Here is an 18,109-nt window from a genome sequence, read left to right on the forward strand (position 1 = left end):
TTAATAACAAACTTCCTTTTCATTAATCATAAACTATAATTGCAAGTTTTGTTTTTATAAATGAAACTTGCAATTATAAAAACAAAGCTTTCAATTTTATAAACGTAACTTGGGTTTATAGATTATCCTTAGTCAAACACAACTTTGCTATTGGAGAAGCGGAAGTTTGCTATTAAGGCAGTGGAAGTTTACTATTAATAGCTTGGCCGTTAGGTGTTAACACTTGTAATATCAGCTGTTAATGGTTGAGATTTCAGGTATTAATACTCGGGTTGCTGTATGTATATGTTTGGGATATTGAATATGTGTATCCTTTAATGATGGTGATGATGTTCTCCTAAAACCCGATGAGGTAATGTGCCGTGTCCCAATAGCTCGATGGGGCAGTTGAAGTTTCTTTCCAGCCATTCGGTAGTGACACCCGTGTCCGGATGGTAATCCAGCGTTTCGTTGACGCAGGCGATGGATTTTACCTGTTGCAATACAGTGCCGATGTCGTGACTGACAAGGATAATGGCACATTCTTTATTGATTTCAGCCAATAACTCATAAAGGCGTGCTTCGAAACGCTTGTCGATATACGTGCTGGGTTCATCGAGAATCAGCACTGCGGGATCCGAGATGATGGCACGTCCTAACAGGGCACGTTGCAGTTGTCCACCGCTTAATTGTCCGATAGAGCGGCTTTCAAGCCCTTCAAGCCCCATGCGGGCGATAATCTGTTTGCCTTTCTCTCTCTGTTCGGGAGTGAACCGGGAGGTGAGCGACTTCTGTATGCTCAATCCGGACAGGATCACTTCTTCCACAGAAATAGGGAACTTTCGGTCTATGGTGCTATATTGCGGTAGGTAACCGAGGAAAAGCTGGGATTTCGCGGAAGAACTTTGGTGGGAGTTTTTGGCAGATGTTTCTGTCGAAGTCCCTTCCGTAGATGTTCTTATGGAAGCCTTCTCGGGAGTATGGAATATAATTTCCCCTCCGGTTGGTTTTAACAAACCGAGGATGCACTTTATAAGCGTTGTTTTGCCGCCTCCGTTCGGACCTATAATACCTAGAAAATCCCGTTCGTAGATGCTTAGATTAACATCGTGGAGAACAGTGCGACCGTCATATCCGGCGGAAAGATTCTTTATTTCGATTATCGGTTTCATCATTGGAAAGGGCTTGATTGGTTCTTTCTTTATACGTTTATTTGGTGGCAGCTTGCGGCGCAAGGGCTTTGGCTACATTCAGCATTTCTTCCTCCCAGTCATAACTTAATGGGTTGATAGGGACCACTTTCGTTCCGGTTTGCTGTGCGATGGTTTCCGCATTGCGTTTGTCAAACTCCGGTTGGACGAAGATAACGCCTACATTTTCCGCCTGACAGACGTCTATCAGGTCTTTCAGATGAGCGGGAGAGGGTTCTTTGCCTCCTTCTTCGATCGAAATTTGATGCAATCCGTAGTCGCGGGCGAAGTAGGAGAGAGCCGGATGATAAATCATGAAGGCTTTGGCTGCTTCGGGGGTGGAGAGTTGCCGGCGAATCAGGCTGTCGGTGTGCTGGATGCGCTGACAGAGAGAGTCGTAACGGTTTCTATAATATGGTTCGTTTGCTTTATCCAGTTGGCTAAGGGCCTTGTAGGTGTTTCCGGCGATGATTAAAGCATTACCGGTAGAATTCCATACGTGTGGCTCTACGGCGTGGATATGGCCGTCGTGACTGTTGTGGCCGTGGGCATGGCCATGGTCATCATTATTGAGTATGAGGTCGATTCCTTTCGAGGTGTCGAACACTTGGATATGGGGAGTATTGTTCATCAGGCGATCCATCCAGGTTTGTTCGAAGCCGATGTATCCGATGCGGAAATAGGCTTTGCTGTCTCCTAAAGAAACAAGTTGCTGGGGGATAGGATCGTATGTCTCTGGGCTGGAACCTTTGGGCACCATGCTGACTACTTTGAATTTATCTCCGGCAATAGCCTCGGTGAAATAACGTTGCGGTTCCAGTGTGACGGTTATCACCGGCTTTGTCTCGTCATCGTTACTTGCTTGGGAGGAACGTCCTGTGCAGGCTGCTATCAGGAGGCAGGTACCAAGAAGGAAAAGTGTTCTCATATCTTTTAGTTGTTGTTTCATGATTTTTTCTGTTTCGGGGTTTCAATCTTATCTTGTTTCTACTCTTGTTTCCGGGCCCGTAATATTTCCCGTTTACCACCCGGAGGTCCGGGGAGACGTTCTACTGTGAATCCGGCTGTCTGCAACATTCGGCGTACTACACCTTTGGCACAGTAGGTAGTCAGAATTCCGTCTTTATCTAATAAAACATAGAGACGGTTGAATAGTTCTTGCGACCACATTTCCGGTTGCTTTTCCGGGGCGAAGGCGTCGAAATAGATGGTATTAAACGGAGTATTGGAAGTTGAGTATTGAGAAATGACTGCATTGTTGTTGGTGCTGTTCATTTTTGACTCTTCCTTCTTTCCCGTTATCCATTGATTGACGTCCGTTTCTATTTTTCGTAAGGTGAAGTGCGGTGTAAGCTGCACGTCTTTTTCCCAGGGCGATGTATGAAGCTGCTTAAACAATTCGGTAGCCGGTTGTTGTTCTTCTTCATCATTCGGGGTAAATTGCTCATCGGTTGCTGTCTGCTTCCGATGTATGGTAAGCTGCTCATCGCTGGAGATATACCCTAGCTGTTCTACTGTCTGCCAGTCTAGTGGATAGAGTTCCAGTCCTGTATAGTGTATATTTCGTCTGCTTCTTTCCGCTTCTTCAAGGGTGAGCCAAGCGTTGAGCCCTGTCCCGAAGCCGATTTCAAGAACACGTGGAGTAGCGGCAGGAGAGGCTTTCAGCCCCATATCGATGAAAATATGTTGAGACTCCGTGCGTGCCCCTTTCGTTGAATGATAATGTTCATTCAATTCCGGAACAAACAGAGTAGCGCTCCCGTCATCGGTTCTCTCAATTATTCTTTCCATCACTCAATCTTTAATACTTAATACTTAAAAAAGATTTACCCCGCCATAGCATCCCAGGCACTTTCGAGCACATACAGGAGGAGGATATAACGTATCAGTTTACCGACAAACATGGAAACGATAGTAAGCCATGTGTTGCTTCGCATAAATCCCAGTGCAATGGCGATCACCTCTCCAATGGCAGGAAGAAAGGTAAAGAATGCCATCAATGCCCCTTTCCCTTGCAGGAATTTCACCATTTTGTCTACCTTTTCTTTCTTTACCTTGAAGTATTTCTCAATCCAGCTAATTTTGCCCAGACGTCCCATGTAGTAACAAGTCATTCCGCCCACTGTATTGCCGAGAGTGGCGGATATCAGACAGGCTATCGGGGGCAAGCCGAGCTTCACCAATGCCACCAGTACCAGTTCGGAACTGAAAGGCACGATGCTCCCAGCCAATAAAGCCGAGATGAATAATCCCGGAAGTCCCCATTCTATGAGGAGTTGTATCGTTGAATCTACAAAAGCGTCCATATATTAAAAGCGAATAAGAGGATGAGGCCGACCAATGAAATGATAAAGAACACATTTGAACTTTTACTATTGGTCAGTACAAAGAAATGTCCGATCAGGATGCTGTTGCTTATGATAAGCAAAGGCAGCAGGGCACTGCAATATATCGGTTGCAAGGCAATCAGCAGGAACAGGAAGAGCGTCAGGTCTATCAAGAACTGGAGATAGGCACGTGTGCGTATCTTATCCTCAAATCCGGCAGCGATGCAGTGAACGGCACTGACGATAAACATCACGAGCAGATAGCCCAGTATAGCCAATTCCCAGGGTTGAAGGATTTGTAAGTTAAAGACTTCTTCGAAAGCTAATAGCTGGTTGAAAGGGCGGTAGAACAACTCCATCTCGTTATAGAAGAAGGCGTGTCCGAACAGCATCCAGTAGGGCAGCATCCATCCAAGCAGCGCACCGCAGAAACTGCGAGGAGTGAGCGACTGGAAACGGTAGGCTTCGAGCAACCAAAGTACCGAGAGGATGGTGAGCTGCGGGAAAAGAATACTTCCCGCTCCGATAAAGAAGAAGGAATAGAATAGATAGCCCGCAGCTTGAGCTTGCTGATAGCTTTTAAACAGAAAATAAATGGAAATAAGAGAACCGAGGGCGACAATGTCTCCTATGTATAGTAAATGCATTCCCGGACAGACGGTAACCAGCAGGAAATAAATAGCTGTCTGCATGGAAGCCCTCATGCGGATAATACTGAACTGGTTGTTCAGCTCTATCAGAAAGTAGCCGATGATTGCGTAAACCAGAAAGCTGACAATTCGTTCTGCCCATCCCGGAAGCAGTAAATCGCGGGTGGATTGCAAGAAAGAAGAGCTGTCCTTGGGTGTTGTTGAGGCTATGGAGTCGGGAAATAAAAAGTAAGTCAACACCCAGCATAGGGCGCAGATAAAGATAACGGCAGGCAGGGTCCACCGTCCTGCCGTCACTTGACTTTGTAGTCTTTTATTTCTCATTTGTCTGTCAGTTCTTTTGCCGCCCGGCGGGCATATATCATCGCTTTGTAGGATCTATATGCCGTGCAAATAGGGGATTTATGCCTGCCGTGGCGTATCATTACAGGTTGTTTCTTACAAATCGAATCCGATGTCGCGGCGGAAATACTTCTTGTCGAAGTCGATCATGTCTGCCACTTTGTAGCTCTGTGCCAATGCTTCTTCTTTCGTTGCACCGTAAGAGCAAACGGCAATCACACGTCCTCCGTTCGTTACCACTTGTCCGTCTTTCATGGCTGTTCCGGCATGGAAGATGATGCTGTCGGTAGCGGCAGCCTGTTCCAGTCCGCTGATAGGGAATCCTTTTTCGTAGGCTTCGGGATAACCGCCGCTGACAAGAATGACGCAGCCGGCCGAACGTGGGTCCATCACCAGTGTTTTCTCGTTCAGGTTGCCTGCCGCTGTGCCTTCAAGCAACTCTACGAAGTCGCTTTGGATGCGCAACATCACGCTTTCAGTTTCCGGGTCGCCCATGCGGACGTTGTATTCGATAACCATCGGTTCACCTTTCACCTTGATAAGACCGAGGAAGATGAAACCTTTGTAGGTGATCTTTTCTTCTTTCAGACCATTGATGGTCGGTTCGATAATACGTGTGCGTACTTTCTCCATATATACTTCATCAGCAAACGGAACCGGAGTTACGCTACCCATACCGCCTGTATTCAATCCTTTGTCGCCTTCACCGATACGTTTGTAGTCTTTTGCTACAGGGAGGACTTTGTAGTTGTCTCCGTCTGTCAGTACGAATACAGAGCACTCGATACCGCTCAAAAATTCTTCAATCACAACGGTTGCCGATGCGGAACCGAACATGCCGCCGAGCATTTCTTTCAGTTCTTTCTTCGCTTCATCCAGCGTAGGAAGGATGAGAACTCCTTTCCCGGCACAAAGGCCATCAGCCTTCAGTACGTAGGGAGCTTCCAACGTTTCGAGGAAAGCGAGGCCCTCTTCGAGGTTTTCGGAAGTGATGCTTTTGTAGCGGGCTGTCGGGATGTTGTGGCGCATCATGAAGCCTTTGGCAAATTCCTTGCTGCCTTCCAGTTGCGCTCCTTGAGCCGAAGGACCGATCACGGCAATATGCTTTAGCTCCGGACGGTTTTGGAAGTAATCGTAGATTCCTTTTACCAACGGATCTTCGGGACCTACTACTATCATTTGGATGTTCTCTTTTAGAGCAAAAGCACTGATTGCTTCAAAATCGGTTGCTTTGATGTTGACATTCTCGCCTACGGCAGTTGTTCCGGCATTTCCCGGAGCAATGTATAGTTTTTCAACTTTCGGACTTTGGGCAATTTTCCATGCCAGTGCATGTTCGCGGCCGCCCGAGCCTAGTAATAATATCTTCATCTTTGTATTGTTATGGATTTATACTGTTATCTATGATTTGTATGGATACGGTGGTGTCTTTGTCAGTTTTATAAGTTCTGCTCAAAGTACCGGGTGATTTTCTCATGCAGATGTACACGGTCGCGTCCTGCTACGTTGTGCTTGTGGCACGGGTAGATAAACAGGTCGGGATAAGTGCGGGCATCTACACAGGCTTTCATGAATGACAGGGTGTGCTGTGGCACGCAAGTGTCGTCGTGGTCGTCGTGAATAATCAATAGGTGACCTTTCAGTTGGCCGGCAAGGTTTTTCAGATTACATTCTTTGTAGCCTTCCGGGTTGCTTTCCGGTGTATCCATATAGCGTTCGCCGTACATCACTTCATAATACCCCCAGTCGATTACCGGACCTCCGGCAACGCCTACTTTGAATATTTCCGGGTAACGAAGCATCAGGGCGGTAGTCATGTGTCCTCCGAAGCTCCATCCGTGTACGCCGATGCGTTCGCTGTCTACGTAGGGGAGGGATTTCAGGAATTCAATGCCTTTTACCTGGTCTTTACCTTCTTCGATGCCGAGACGGCGGAAAGTGGCATTTTCAAACGCCAGTCCACGGTTGCTGCTGCCACGGTTGTCGATGGTGAACATGATATAGTCTTTACCTGCCATGTATGTGTCCCATCCACGTGCGCCGTTCTGCCATCCTCCGGTGACACATTGTGCGTGAGGACCTCCGTAGACGTATACGATGACGGGATATTTCTTGGCCGAGTCAAAGTTTGCCGGTTTCATCAGGCGATAATGCAGGTCGGTGGTGCCGTCTGCCGCTTTGATCGTTCCGGTTTCGATGCTTGGCATCTGGTAGCCTTCGTAAGGATTTTCAGCAGTCAGCAGATTGGCGGTTTCTTTGAAGTTTTTGGTATCTACCAGGTTGATGACGCGAGGCTGGTCTTTTGTTGAATAACGGTCGATAAGATAAGTGCCGGAAGCGCTAAGCATGCCGCTATGTTCGCTTTCCTTGCAGTTCTCGAACGGTTGACTTATCTTTCCATTACTCACGTTTACAGCGAAATGTCCGCTTCTCAAGCCTTCTACGGCTGTGAAGATGATTTCTTTACGCTTTGTGTTGAATCCCAGGACGTCGCTGACCAGCCAGTTGCCTTTGGTCAGTTGTTTGACTTTGCCGGCCTGGAAATAAGTACCACCGTTGGCGCTGTTATAAGTTTCACCTTTCATGTTGGCTGCATTGGCATCAAAGAGATAAAGATGGTTGTAGCCGTCACGCTGACTTTGATAGATGAACTTGGTAGGGTCCCACGGCAAAAATACGATTGCGTTTTGTGGCTCCACGTATTTAGGATGCATTTCTTCGTAGAGAACGCCCATCGGCTCTCCTGTCTCTGCGTTGTACTGGCAAAGTTTGGCGTGATTCTGGTCACGGTTTACTTCAATCAGGTAGAGGCTTTTTTCATCCGGTGACCAGCTGATATTGGTGAAATAACGGTCTGTGGGATCACCTGCGTTCAGATAAATGCTTTTGCCTGTAGCAGGATTGTAAATGCCTACTTTTACCTGATGGCTTGTCATGCCCGCCATCGGATAACGTACATTATTCACTTCACCTACGCGTGCAGTGATGTCTACAAGCGGGTATTGTGTCACCATGCTCTCGTCCATACGGTAGAAAGCGAGCAGGTTGCCTTTCGGGCTCCAGAAAGTGCCTTTGTTGATACCGAATTCATTCCGGTGTACAGTCTGTCCGCAAACGATGCCTTCGGGTTCATTGGTTACCGCTTTTTCGTTCACATACAGATTGTTACCTATCGTGTATGCCACGTTTCCACTGGCTGCGCAATAGTCTTCATTATCCGCTCCGTCTTTTGTTTTGAGAGTGCTGACAACTTGATTGCTCTTGAAATCATATACAATGAACTTTCCTGCTATCGTGAATAACATTTGTGGCTTATCGGCCCATGGGAAACTGACGGAATACAAGTGTGATAACTTTCCTGCCTTGTTCTCTTCAAGCACTTTGTTGATCTGTTCACGAGTGATAACCATTGTTTCTTTCCCCGTTTTGGGTTGAATCGAATAAAGGGTATCTACGCCCGGCTTGATACATTCGTCACCCCACCATTGCAGTCCGTACAGGTTGTCTGCATAGCGGTAACTCTCGCCACCCGGAATCAATTCTTCCAGTGTCGGCTTTTTGGTTTCTTGTGCCATAACATTGAATCCGATTGGTAGTGCCAACAATAAAAGCATGGCTCTTTTTCCAATTTTACTCATTGCTCTTTTCTTTATTATTTGTTTTTAAATCCTTCTATTTTTACTCTGTCCAAAGGAGTCTGTCTTGATTGGATAATTGCACTTATTTTAGCAAAGGCATTAAATAGGTCGTCAAATTGTTTTTCGTAACTTTCCCTATCAGAGGTAATATCTTCTTCGAGATATTCGATGCGTTGTTTTAATTCTTCCAACTCCTTTTTAGGTATATTGGATAGAAGATATTGGCGCATACGTACAAAAGCACGGATAATATTGATATTTACTTCCACAGCGGTCTTGGATTTGAGGACGCTGGATAACATAACTATACCATATTCAGTAAATGCAAACGGAAGATATTTGATGTTATATCCTTGTCCTGTTTTCAAGGTCGCAATTTGCGACCTTGAAATTGCAACTTCTTCCTTTGTTAGCTCGAACATGAATTCAGCAGGAAAGCGTTCAATATTACGACGTACTTGTTCTTTGAGGCGTTTAGTCTCAACTCCATACATTTCTGCCAAATCAAAGTCAAGCATAACTTTTTGCCCTCTGATTTCGTATATTTTGTTTTCTATAATGGCTATATCATCCATCTTTTTTTGTTTAGACAGGTTCCAATTTGTGACTGAACATTAGAACTATGGTGTAAACTTGAAGTTCCAATTTGGAACTTCAAGTTTTTAATTAATTATTAACTAGCGAATTACAGGGTGAATAAGTTGTTGGAATTAGAATTGTTTATTCCTCTTCTTTCTTCGGAATCCTCGGCTCCCGGTTCCCCCTAAATTCTCTTGGTCCTCTTGAATCTCTTCCTCCGCGGAATTCTCCCCGTGGCTTTCTATCTCTGTCACCACCTTTGAATTCACCACCTTCTCTGCGCGGCTTGTATTCTCCCTCTCTGCGAGGTCTGGATTCACCATCCCGACGCGGTTTGAATTCACCTTCGCGGCGTGGCTTAAATTCTTTTTTTTCTCTGAATCTTGGAGTCTGTTCTCCTTCAGCCTCTTTCTTTTCTTCTCCCTCTTCCTGGCTCTTGAACTCTTTGTATTTTCCGTCAAAAATCTCATATTTGCGGAACTCACACTCCAACGGTCCATTGAACAAAGGAACTTTCTGACTTGCTTTCAAACCAATCTGATCGAAACACTCTTCCCGATAAGAAAGCACCCATGCTTCATTTCCTACAAACGCATGTTTCAGACGTTCACCGATCATCTGATAAAGTCCAAGCAAATCATTAGTGGAAATACGTTCACCGTATGGCGGGTTAGTGATGATAATCGACTTCTCCTGCGGCTGTTCAAACTGCTGGAACGGCTGCAACTTCAACACGATATCTTTCGATACACCGGCAGCTTTTATATTATGAGTCGCAATCTCATTAGCTTTCGGATTGTTATCGTATCCGTAAATCTTATGAGCAAATTCGCGCTCCTGACTGTCATCATTGTAAATCTCATCGAACATATCCGCATCGAAATCTACCCACTTTTCAAAAGCAAACCCTTTACGGAATACTCCCGGAGCGATATTCTTAGCAATCAGTGCCGCTTCAACAGGGATAGTACCCGAACCACACATCGGGTCGATCAAATCACACTCTCCTCGCCATCCGGTCATTAGAATCATGCCGGCAGCCAATACCTCATTTAACGGGGCTTCTACTGCTTCCTGGCGATAACCGCGACGGTGAAGTGATTCTCCGGACGAGTCCAAAGACAACGTACAGGTAGTCTGTGCAATATGAATATTCAGAAGTACATCCGGATTGTTGATACGTACCGACGGACGTTTTCCTGTTTTATCACGGAAATAATCCACAATCGCATCTTTCACCTTATACGAAACGAATTTCGAGTGGCGGAACTCATCGCTGAATACTACTGCATCGATAGCGAACGTCTTGTTCACATCGAGATATTCTTCCCATGGAATAGCCTGTATTTGATTATAAACCTCATCGGCATCTTTGGCTGTAAAGTTTTTAATTGGTTTCAGGATACGGATGGCGGTGCGAAGACAAAAATTCGCCTTATACATCATACGTTTATCTCCTGTGAATGAAACCATGCGGCGTCCTATTTGAATGTCGTTGGCTCCTAATGCTGTCAGTTCTTCTGCAAGTATCTCTTCCAGTCCCTGGAAAGTCTTGGCTATCATCTCGAATTGTTCGCTCATATAGATTCTTTTGATTTTATTTTTTTGCTTTAGTTTGTACGATTCTTGCTCCTGCAGGAACATTCTCCGTTACCCAGATATTACCGCCTACGGTTGCGTCACGTCCGATGGTGATTCTTCCCAAAATAGTAGCATTGGAATAAACAATCACATTGTCTTCCAGGATCGGATGGCGGGGGATTCCCTTGATTGGTTTTCCGTCGGCATCCAACGGGAAACTCTTGGCTCCCAGTGTGACGCCCTGATATAGCTTGACGTTATTTCCGATAATACTCGTGGCACCGATAACGACACCCGTACCATGGTCGATAGTGAAGTGAGTACCAATCTTTGCGGCCGGATGGATATCAATTCCCGTTTCGCTATGCGCCATCTCCGTGATGATGCGGGGAATCAAAGGAACTCCCAGTTCCAGCAGTTCATGCGCGATACGGTAATTGCTGATCGCTTTAATGGCCGGATAGCAGAAAATCACCTCCCCATAACTTTCGGCAGCCGGATCACCGTTATAGGCGGCTTCCACATCGGTTGCCAGTATTCTTCTCATGGCAGGTAGCTTACTGATGAATTTAGCAGCAAGACGTGCAGCCTCTTCCCGTTTCGAGTCGGAGCAGACGTTGCATTTTCCCTCTATGGAAGTGCTAAAACACAATCCGGCCAAGATTTGCTCACAAAGTAAGTCAAACAATTTTTCAATGTTGACGCCGATGTGATAATTAATTGTCCGGCTGTTAATAGTAGAATTTCCGTAGTATCCGGGGAAGAGAATGGAGCGTGAAAGCTCAATAATTTCATACAATACTTTAGCAGAGGGCAGTGGTTCGCCATCTTTGTGCTGATGAAACAGTCCTTTATAAGATTCGCTTTCCGATAGCTCATCGACTGCCTGTGTCAAAATGTGGGTGAAGTTCAGTGGACTCATTAGGTCAGTTACTCATATTTATATGGGCACAAAGGTATTAAAAAAAATAATAAAATTCGCTGGGATTCAGGATAAATAATGTATTTTTGTCACATTCAAAACATGACATGAATAAGGGGACTGATGAATCAGAAGACTGCTATGAAACTATTTGGACTGTTGGGGTTGTTGATGTTGTTGAGTTGCGGATATGCTGATAGACACCGCAATAACTCTTCGTGCGAACAGGTGTTGGTTGATTCTCTGGAGGTTCGTGTACAGGATTCTTTGTTTTCCAATGTGCATTATTCCCGCTCACAGGTGCTTGACGCACTGACACAGGCGCAAGATTCCCAGGTCTACTATCGTCTGCTTGCCCTTTATGGGAAAACATTCTTTGTCTCTTCCGATTTTGATTCTATACTCTATTACAACCGTCGGGTAAAGGAATTTTCCCGCAATGCTTCCCAATCTCTCCAATCTCCCCAATGGAATGATGTATTATCCGATGTTTATAATATCGAAGGCAACGTGTGGATGCAACTGAACCGCCCTGATTCTGCAATTACCGACTATAAGAAAGCCTACGAATATCGCCTGAAAGGAAAGAAACTGCACCTGCTCCCGGATATTTGTATCAATATTGCTGATGCCTATCTGCATCGCAGTGACTTGGCGCACACTGCTTCGTATTACCGGCGCGCCCTGTTTCTCTGTGATTCTTTGAACTTGTCCGAGCACACGAAATTTCCTGTCTACTACGGATTGGGGCAGACTTACATGGAACTGCGCGATTTCGATTTATCCAATCATTACTATGAATTGGCCGGGCAGTTCTTCGATGAAATGAACGTGAGCGAGCAATGGACCTATCTCAACAATCGCGGCAACCATTATTATTACCGGAAAAACTATCAGGAGGCTTTGAAATATATGCGCAGGGCCAATGCACTCGTATCTTCTTATCCGCAGATGGTGTTTGAACAGAACTTTATCAAAGTAAACCTGGGAGAATTGTACTTGCTGACTGACAAACTGGACTCCGCACAGATCTGCCTGGACGAAAGTTATCGTTTCTTCTCCGATATACAGCATAACTCGGCTGTTCATTACATTGAAACCCAGATGATTGAACTGGCATTGAAGAAAGGTAATATAGCCCAAGCGAAGACTATGATCGCCCGGACTGCTCCTGTGGGGCATCTTGACGCCAATATGTTGACTATACGCAATCAGTATCTGCAACATTATTTTGAGCATACCGGTGATTACCGCCGTGCCTATGAATACCTGAAACGTGATTGCCATCTGGACGATTCCATCCGGAGCGAACGGATACAGATGCGTGTTGCCGAATTGGATATGCGTTACCGGCAGGATACGATAGTACTTCGTAAGGAAATGAAGATTCAGCGGCAGGCGGCAGAGATGAGAGTGCTCAAGTTGAGCGTATCTATCTGGGTACTTGTCTGCGTGTTGCTTGTGGCAGGGGTAGTGATAGTTGTCTGGTATATGCGTAAAAAGAGGGAGTTTCTTCGCCAGCGTTTCTTCCAGCAAATCAACCGTGTCCGCATGGAGAATTTGAGAAGCCGGATTTCTCCTCATTTTACTTTTAATGTACTGGGACGTGAGATCAATCAGTTTAACGGCTCGGAAGAGGTGAAACATAATCTGATGGAACTGGTGAAATATCTCCGTCGTAGCCTCGAACTTACCGAGAAATTGAGCGTATCTTTGCAAGACGAACTGGATTTCGTCCGTACATACATCGAACTGGAACGTGGACGTGTCGGAGAAGATTTTGTCGCAACAATCACGGTGGAGGACGGTTTAGATGCAACCCGCATCATGATTCCATCTATGATTGTGCAAGTTCCGGTGGAGAATGCTATTAAACATGGACTGGCGGGAAAGGACGGAAAAAAGGAGCTAATGGTATATGTTTCCCGTGAAACAAATGGGATTCGCATAACGGTTACCGACAACGGACGCGGGTATCTCCCGCAGGTAGTTTCCGCCACACGGGGTACTGGTACAGGATTGAAAGTGTTGTATCAGACCATTCAATTACTGAATACAAAGAACAAGAGTGATAAAATACGTTTTAATATAACCAACAGAAGCGATGGACAAACCGGTACGGAAGTGTCGGTATATATCCCGTTTCGTTTTTCTTATGATTTATGATGGAGACAGAAGAAAAGTATAAGGTAGTCATCGTTGACGATGAACGTACAGCGATTGATGCTTTGCGCCGAGAGTTGGAGCCCTATCGTGAATTTGAAGTAAAAGGAATCGCAGGGAATGGTGCAAAAGGTAAAAAGATGATTATGGAGTTGCATCCGGACTTATTGTTTCTTGATGTGGAACTTCCGGATACGTTGGGACTCAATCTATTAAGTGAAATCAGGGAGGATATTTTGTGGGATATGAAGGTTGTGTTTTACACCTCTTATGACAAATACTTGCTTCAGGCGTTGCGTGAGTCGGCTTTCGACTTCCTGCTGAAGCCTTTTGAAGCAGAAGACCTGAAAGTAATTATGGACCGTTACCGGAAGGCTATGACCTCTACTTCGCTTCCTCTTTTGCCTTCTTTTGCTTCTTCTATCAGTGCATTGATGCCCCAGCAAGGCATGTTTATGATTAGTACAGTGACAGGCTTCAAACTCTTGCGACTGGAAGAAATCGGCTTTTTTGAATATCTGAAAGACAAACGTCAATGGCAGGTGGTCTTGTTTAATCAAACTTGTCTGAATTTGAAGCGAAATACAAAAGCAGAAGATATTATCAGTTATTCACAAGCTTTTGTACAGATTAGCCAATCTGCTATTGTAAATGTTAATTATCTGGCAATGATTGATGGTAAATGTTGTCAACTTTATCCGCCTTTTCACGATAAGAACGATCTGATTATTTCCCGAAGTTATCTAAAAGAATTGCAAGAGCGTTTCTTTGTTTTGTAGTGTAGACCTCATATTATGAAATACGCCACTTCTTCAGCAGAAGCGGCGTATCCTTTTTGTTAGAATATTAGAATGAGAGAGAGTTTATGTTACATATTTGTATTATCCATCGTAACGGTCATTTCGGGTACCAGTACGTAGGCTTGTTTTTTAGCGTTCCATTTATAATAATTCGTAGTAACGGTCTTGCCTTCATAAGTATAATTGATGCGTAGGTCTTTTTCCCATGCGTCCTTGCTATTGTTCCATTTCAAGGCTTCGCTTTCAATCATACGTTTGTTGTCATCGTACTTGTAGTTGTACTTCATGTAGTTGGCAAGTGTATTTCCGTCCATTTTGTAAACGGTTTGTCCCACTGTCATGCCATTCTCTTCGATTGGATTATAAATCAATTGATTATCGTAGCTACGTGCAGAAGTAGCAAGCGATACAACAAGAAGAGCTGCAGATAAAACGAACATTTTTAAAGATACTTTTGCTTTCATGGCTATTTAAGTTTTTGGGTTATACTTTCATTTGTCTACCAAATGCATTGGTTTTACGCTGCAAATCTACATATTAATTTGGTATTTATGCATTTTTGAAGATAAAAGATTGTCAAAATGTCAAGAATGGAGGTGGACGATAACTAGCTTTTTGCCAATATTGGTGACAAAAAAATATCCGGCAGTCAATCTGCCGGATATAGAATGAATCACTTCGTCGAAAAAGGAATCTTTTTTCTAGCTTTCTGGATACAGAGTTAAATAATGTTATTACCCATACTTGCTTCTATTTTGTAAGCGGAAGCCCCTGATAAGATGGAGTCTCCTTGTGCAATTAGTGTCTAAAAGATAGCAATTCCTTATTGAGGTGGCCTTTATTCACTTGATGGTTTAATGTGCCTCAAGCCAGTTTTTGCCCCATCCGCAATCTGCTTTCAAGGGGACGTGCATGCGGTATGCTTTCTCCATTTCTTCGATGACGATTTCTTCTACACGCTCTTTTTCATTGACAGGAACGCTGAAATTTAATTCGTCATGTACTTGCAGGATCATTTTGGCTTGTATTCCTTCGGCCTGGAACCGTTGATAGATACGTGCCATTGCTACTTTTATAATATCTGCCGCACTTCCCTGGATAGGGGCGTTGATGGCATTTCGTTCCGCATATCCGCGTACAACGGCATTCCGCGAATTGATGTCCGGTAAGAAGCGCTTCCGATGGAAGATTGTTTCCACATAGCCTTTTTCCTGGGCCACCTGAATGCTTTTATCCATATATGCTTTCACTCCCGGATAAGTTTCAAAGTAACCGTCGATTAACTCTTTGGCTTCTTTACGGTCTACATTCATTCGTTCGGCAAGACCAAATACGGATATGCCATAGATGATACCGAAATTGGCAGTCTTGGCTTTACGGCGCATGTCGGAACCTACGTCTTTCAGGTCGGTCTTATAAATTTTGGCAGCAGTGGCCGCATGAATATCGTGATTGCTAAGGAAAGCATCAATCATATTCTTATCCTCGCTAAGGTGTGCCATGATGCGCAATTCAATTTGCGAATAGTCGGCAGAGAAGAAGAGGCAGCCTTCATCGGGGATGAAAGCCTTGCGGATTTCTTTTCCATTCTCGTCGCGGATAGGGATATTTTGTAAGTTCGGATTGCTTGAACTAAGACGTCCCGTAGCGGTTACAGTCTGGTTGAAAGAGGTGTGCACCCTTCCTGTGCGTGGATTGATAAGCTGGGGGAGTGCGTCGATATACGTGCCCAATAGCTTTTTCAGTCCGCGATGTTCCAAAATCTTTTCTACTACCGGATGTTTGTGCCGGAGGCTTTCGAGCACTTCTTCTGAGGTGACGTACTGGCCGGTCTTAGTCTTTTTTGCCTTCTCTACGATTTTCAGTTTGTCAAACAGTACCTCACCGACTTGCTTGGGCGAAGCGATGTTGAAAGTCTCACCGGCTAATTCGTAAATCTCTTTTTCGATTTGCTCCATCTGGGCGGTGAAATGGGCGGACGATTGCTTCAATGCTTCCGTATCCAGCAATACTCCGTTTCGTTCTATATTAACTAATACGGGAACTAGTGGCATTTCTATATCATAGAACAAACGTTCTGCATCATTTTCTTTCAGTTCTTTCTCCAATACATTTTTCAGTTTCAGAGTTACGTCTGCATCTTCGCAGGCATATAGATATACATCTTTCGGGTCGAGATCGCGCATGTTCTTCTGATTCTTTCCTTTGGGACCTATCAGTTCGTCAATGTGGATAGTCTGGTAGTGTAGATAAATTTCCGCAAGATAATCCATGCCATGACGAAGTTCCGGTTGAAGAACATAATGAGCGATCATCGTATCGAAAAGCGGACCTTTTACTGTTGCGCCATAATTTTGAAGAACAATCATGTCGTACTTGATATTTTGTCCGACTTTTAATGAATTCTCATTTTCGAAGACCGGACGGAACTCATTTACGATTTTTAACGCTTCGTCTTGATCCGATGGTACGGGAACATAAAAAGCTTCATTTTCTGCAATCGAAAAGCTCATTCCGACTAATTCGGCATCCATTGGTTCAGTTCCGGTGGTTTCCGTATCTAACGAGAGAATTTTCGATGTAAGTAACTTTTGAATAATTTCCTGTCTTTTCTCCTCTGTATCAACGAGTTGGTAGTTGTAAGTGAGCGATTCTAACGTCTCTAGGTTCGATTTTTTTGCTTCACCCGGTTCATCGGGCGTGAAATTCGCAAATAAATCGCCTTGCATTCCGCCTCCTTCTTCGGGAAAAAGTGGAAGAGGAGAGGGGGTGTTTTTCCCAGTGGCAACTTTGCTTCCGATGGCAGAGGTTATTCCGTTTCCGGAAATATCTTTTTTGAGCACCCGGTCAATGAGTGTTCTAAATTCTAATTCCTCGAAAATGCTACGAAGTGAATTTTCGTCTGCTTCTTCGCGGACAAGAGCATCCATCTCAAGTTGGATAGGGACATCGATTTTAATGGTGGCGAGAAATTTCGAGAACGTAATCATTTCCCGATTGGTTTCCACTTTTGTTTTCAATGCTCCTTTCAGTTGGTCGGTATGTTCCAATAGGTTCTCGATGCTTCCGAATTCGGAGACCAGTTTTTGAGCAGTCTTTTCTCCTACTCCCGGACATCCGGGAATGTTATCTGAAGAGTCGCCCATCAGTCCGAGCATATCGATCACCTGTGCCGGAGACTGAATGTCAAACTTGGCTTTCACTTCCTCCACGCCCATCACTTCGAAACCTCCTGTGTGTTTAGGGCGATACATAAATACTTTGTCACTTACCAGCTGCCCGTAATCTTTGTCGGGAGTCATCATATAGGTAGTGATACCCTGGCGACCGGCTTCGGTAGCGAGTGTACCTATCACATCATCGGCTTCATAGCCTGCCACTTCCAGAATAGGGATGCGGTAGGCGCGTATAATATCCTTTATAATAGGTACGGAAAGACGGATTGCCTCCGGAGTTTCTTCGCGTTGTGCTTTATATTGTTCAAAAGCTTCGTGGCGGAAGGTGGGACCTGCGGGGTCGAAGGCTACTCCTATATGAGTGGGATTCTCTTTTTTCAGTACTTCTTCGAGGGTGTTCACAAAACCCAGTATGGCTGAAGTGTTGAATCCTTTGGAATTGATTCTTGGGTTCTTAATAAAGGCGTAATACGCCCGATATATCAATGCATAAGCGTCTAAAAGAAATAATTTATTACCTGAATCCATAGATTTAATTAATTTTTCATGGTAAAAGTACAAAAAAATACGGTATTAAGCGTTTTATTATTACTTTTGTGCTCAAATTGTGTAATAAATGGACAGTATCTCACTTATCAGAACTCCGATTGAAGCGGAACTGGGCGACTTCAAAGAACTTTTTGATAGTTCTCTCTCCAGTTCAAATGCATTGCTCGATAGCGTCGTATCTCACATACGGCAGAGGAATGGTAAGATGATGCG

At 44.6% G+C, this 18,109-nt stretch carries 14 protein-coding genes and 1 pseudogene; 3 read left to right on the forward strand and 12 right to left on the reverse strand.

Annotated elements, in window-relative coordinates; genetic code table 11:
* Positions 1–314 precede the first annotated feature (314 nt).
* The 10 genes from ACT8YW_RS16330 to ACT8YW_RS16375 all read right to left on the reverse strand — a co-directional run bounded on the left by ACT8YW_RS16330 (position 315) and on the right by ACT8YW_RS16375 (position 11,208).
* Positions 315–1,151 (reverse strand): metal ABC transporter ATP-binding protein, encoded by an 837-nt coding sequence (locus tag ACT8YW_RS16330; RefSeq protein ID WP_087317999.1) that lies wholly within the window; start codon positions 1,149–1,151, stop codon positions 315–317.
* 37 nt (positions 1,152–1,188) lie between these two features.
* Positions 1,189–2,118 carry a metal ABC transporter solute-binding protein, Zn/Mn family gene (locus tag ACT8YW_RS16335; protein ID WP_009041165.1) on the reverse strand — a complete coding sequence of 310 codons (930 nt, stop codon included), beginning with the start codon at positions 2,116–2,118 and terminating at the stop codon, positions 1,189–1,191.
* A gap of 38 nt (positions 2,119–2,156) precedes the next feature.
* Positions 2,157–2,960 (reverse strand): tRNA (5-methylaminomethyl-2-thiouridine)(34)-methyltransferase MnmD, encoded by an 804-nt coding sequence (mnmD, locus tag ACT8YW_RS16340; RefSeq protein WP_444106175.1) that lies wholly within the window; start codon positions 2,958–2,960, stop codon positions 2,157–2,159.
* A gap of 35 nt (positions 2,961–2,995) precedes the next feature.
* Complete coding sequence (locus tag ACT8YW_RS16345; RefSeq protein ID WP_008641597.1) at positions 2,996–3,475, reverse strand: YqaA family protein; 480 nt, start codon at positions 3,473–3,475, stop codon at positions 2,996–2,998.
* On the reverse strand, positions 3,460–4,470 hold the full coding sequence (locus tag ACT8YW_RS16350; protein WP_444106176.1) for a hypothetical protein: 1,011 nt from the start codon (positions 4,468–4,470) through the stop codon (positions 3,460–3,462). Before ACT8YW_RS16350 ends, ACT8YW_RS16345 begins: the two co-directional genes overlap by 16 nt.
* Positions 4,471–4,584: 114 nt before the next feature.
* A complete protein-coding gene (gene purD / locus ACT8YW_RS16355) occupies positions 4,585–5,859 on the reverse strand; it encodes a phosphoribosylamine--glycine ligase (protein WP_120143799.1) in 1,275 nt (424 codons plus the stop codon).
* Between the two features lie 68 nt (positions 5,860–5,927).
* Positions 5,928–8,126: a DPP IV N-terminal domain-containing protein gene (locus ACT8YW_RS16360; protein ID WP_444106178.1), complete on the reverse strand. Its 2,199-nt coding sequence runs from the start codon at positions 8,124–8,126 to the stop codon at positions 5,928–5,930.
* A gap of 14 nt (positions 8,127–8,140) precedes the next feature.
* Positions 8,141–8,701 carry an ORF6N domain-containing protein gene (locus tag ACT8YW_RS16365; RefSeq protein ID WP_004296702.1) on the reverse strand — a complete coding sequence of 187 codons (561 nt, stop codon included), beginning with the start codon at positions 8,699–8,701 and terminating at the stop codon, positions 8,141–8,143.
* Between the two features lie 145 nt (positions 8,702–8,846).
* Positions 8,847–10,286, reverse strand: a complete 1,440-nt coding sequence (locus ACT8YW_RS16370; RefSeq protein ID WP_444106180.1) for a THUMP domain-containing protein — start codon at positions 10,284–10,286, stop codon at positions 8,847–8,849.
* 16 nt (positions 10,287–10,302) lie between these two features.
* Entirely contained in the window at positions 10,303–11,208 is a 906-nt protein-coding gene (locus ACT8YW_RS16375) for a serine O-acetyltransferase (RefSeq protein WP_004296704.1), read from the reverse strand.
* Positions 11,209–11,331: 123 nt separating this feature from the next.
* On the opposite strand from ACT8YW_RS16375, the gene ACT8YW_RS16380 reads away from it, so the two are divergent.
* Together ACT8YW_RS16380 and ACT8YW_RS16385 are read left to right on the forward strand one after the other, a co-directional pair.
* Positions 11,332–13,374 (forward strand): tetratricopeptide repeat-containing sensor histidine kinase, encoded by a 2,043-nt coding sequence (locus ACT8YW_RS16380; RefSeq protein ID WP_444106182.1) that lies wholly within the window; start codon positions 11,332–11,334, stop codon positions 13,372–13,374.
* Positions 13,371–14,150 carry a LytR/AlgR family response regulator transcription factor gene (locus ACT8YW_RS16385; RefSeq protein WP_004296706.1) on the forward strand — a complete coding sequence of 260 codons (780 nt, stop codon included), beginning with the start codon at positions 13,371–13,373 and terminating at the stop codon, positions 14,148–14,150. Before ACT8YW_RS16380 ends, ACT8YW_RS16385 begins: the two co-directional genes overlap by 4 nt.
* Before the next feature lie 89 nt (positions 14,151–14,239).
* Here ACT8YW_RS16385 and ACT8YW_RS16390 read toward each other — a convergent pair whose 3' ends face one another.
* Positions 14,240–14,635, reverse strand: coding sequence for a DUF3836 domain-containing protein (locus ACT8YW_RS16390; RefSeq protein WP_004296707.1), 396 nt, complete (start codon positions 14,633–14,635; stop codon positions 14,240–14,242).
* A gap of 390 nt (positions 14,636–15,025) precedes the next feature.
* Positions 15,026–17,875, reverse strand: coding sequence for a DNA polymerase I (gene polA, locus ACT8YW_RS16395; protein ID WP_444106184.1), 2,850 nt, complete (start codon positions 17,873–17,875; stop codon positions 15,026–15,028).
* Positions 17,876–17,963: 88 nt separating this feature from the next.
* Between polA and ACT8YW_RS16400 the strand changes: the two are divergent.
* Positions 17,964–18,109, forward strand: a pseudogene (locus tag ACT8YW_RS16400) (polyprenyl synthetase family protein); the annotation flags it as partial.

The sequence above is a fragment of the Bacteroides sp. genome (genome assembly GCF_052357945.1).
Lineage (GTDB): Bacteria > Bacteroidota > Bacteroidia > Bacteroidales > Bacteroidaceae > Bacteroides.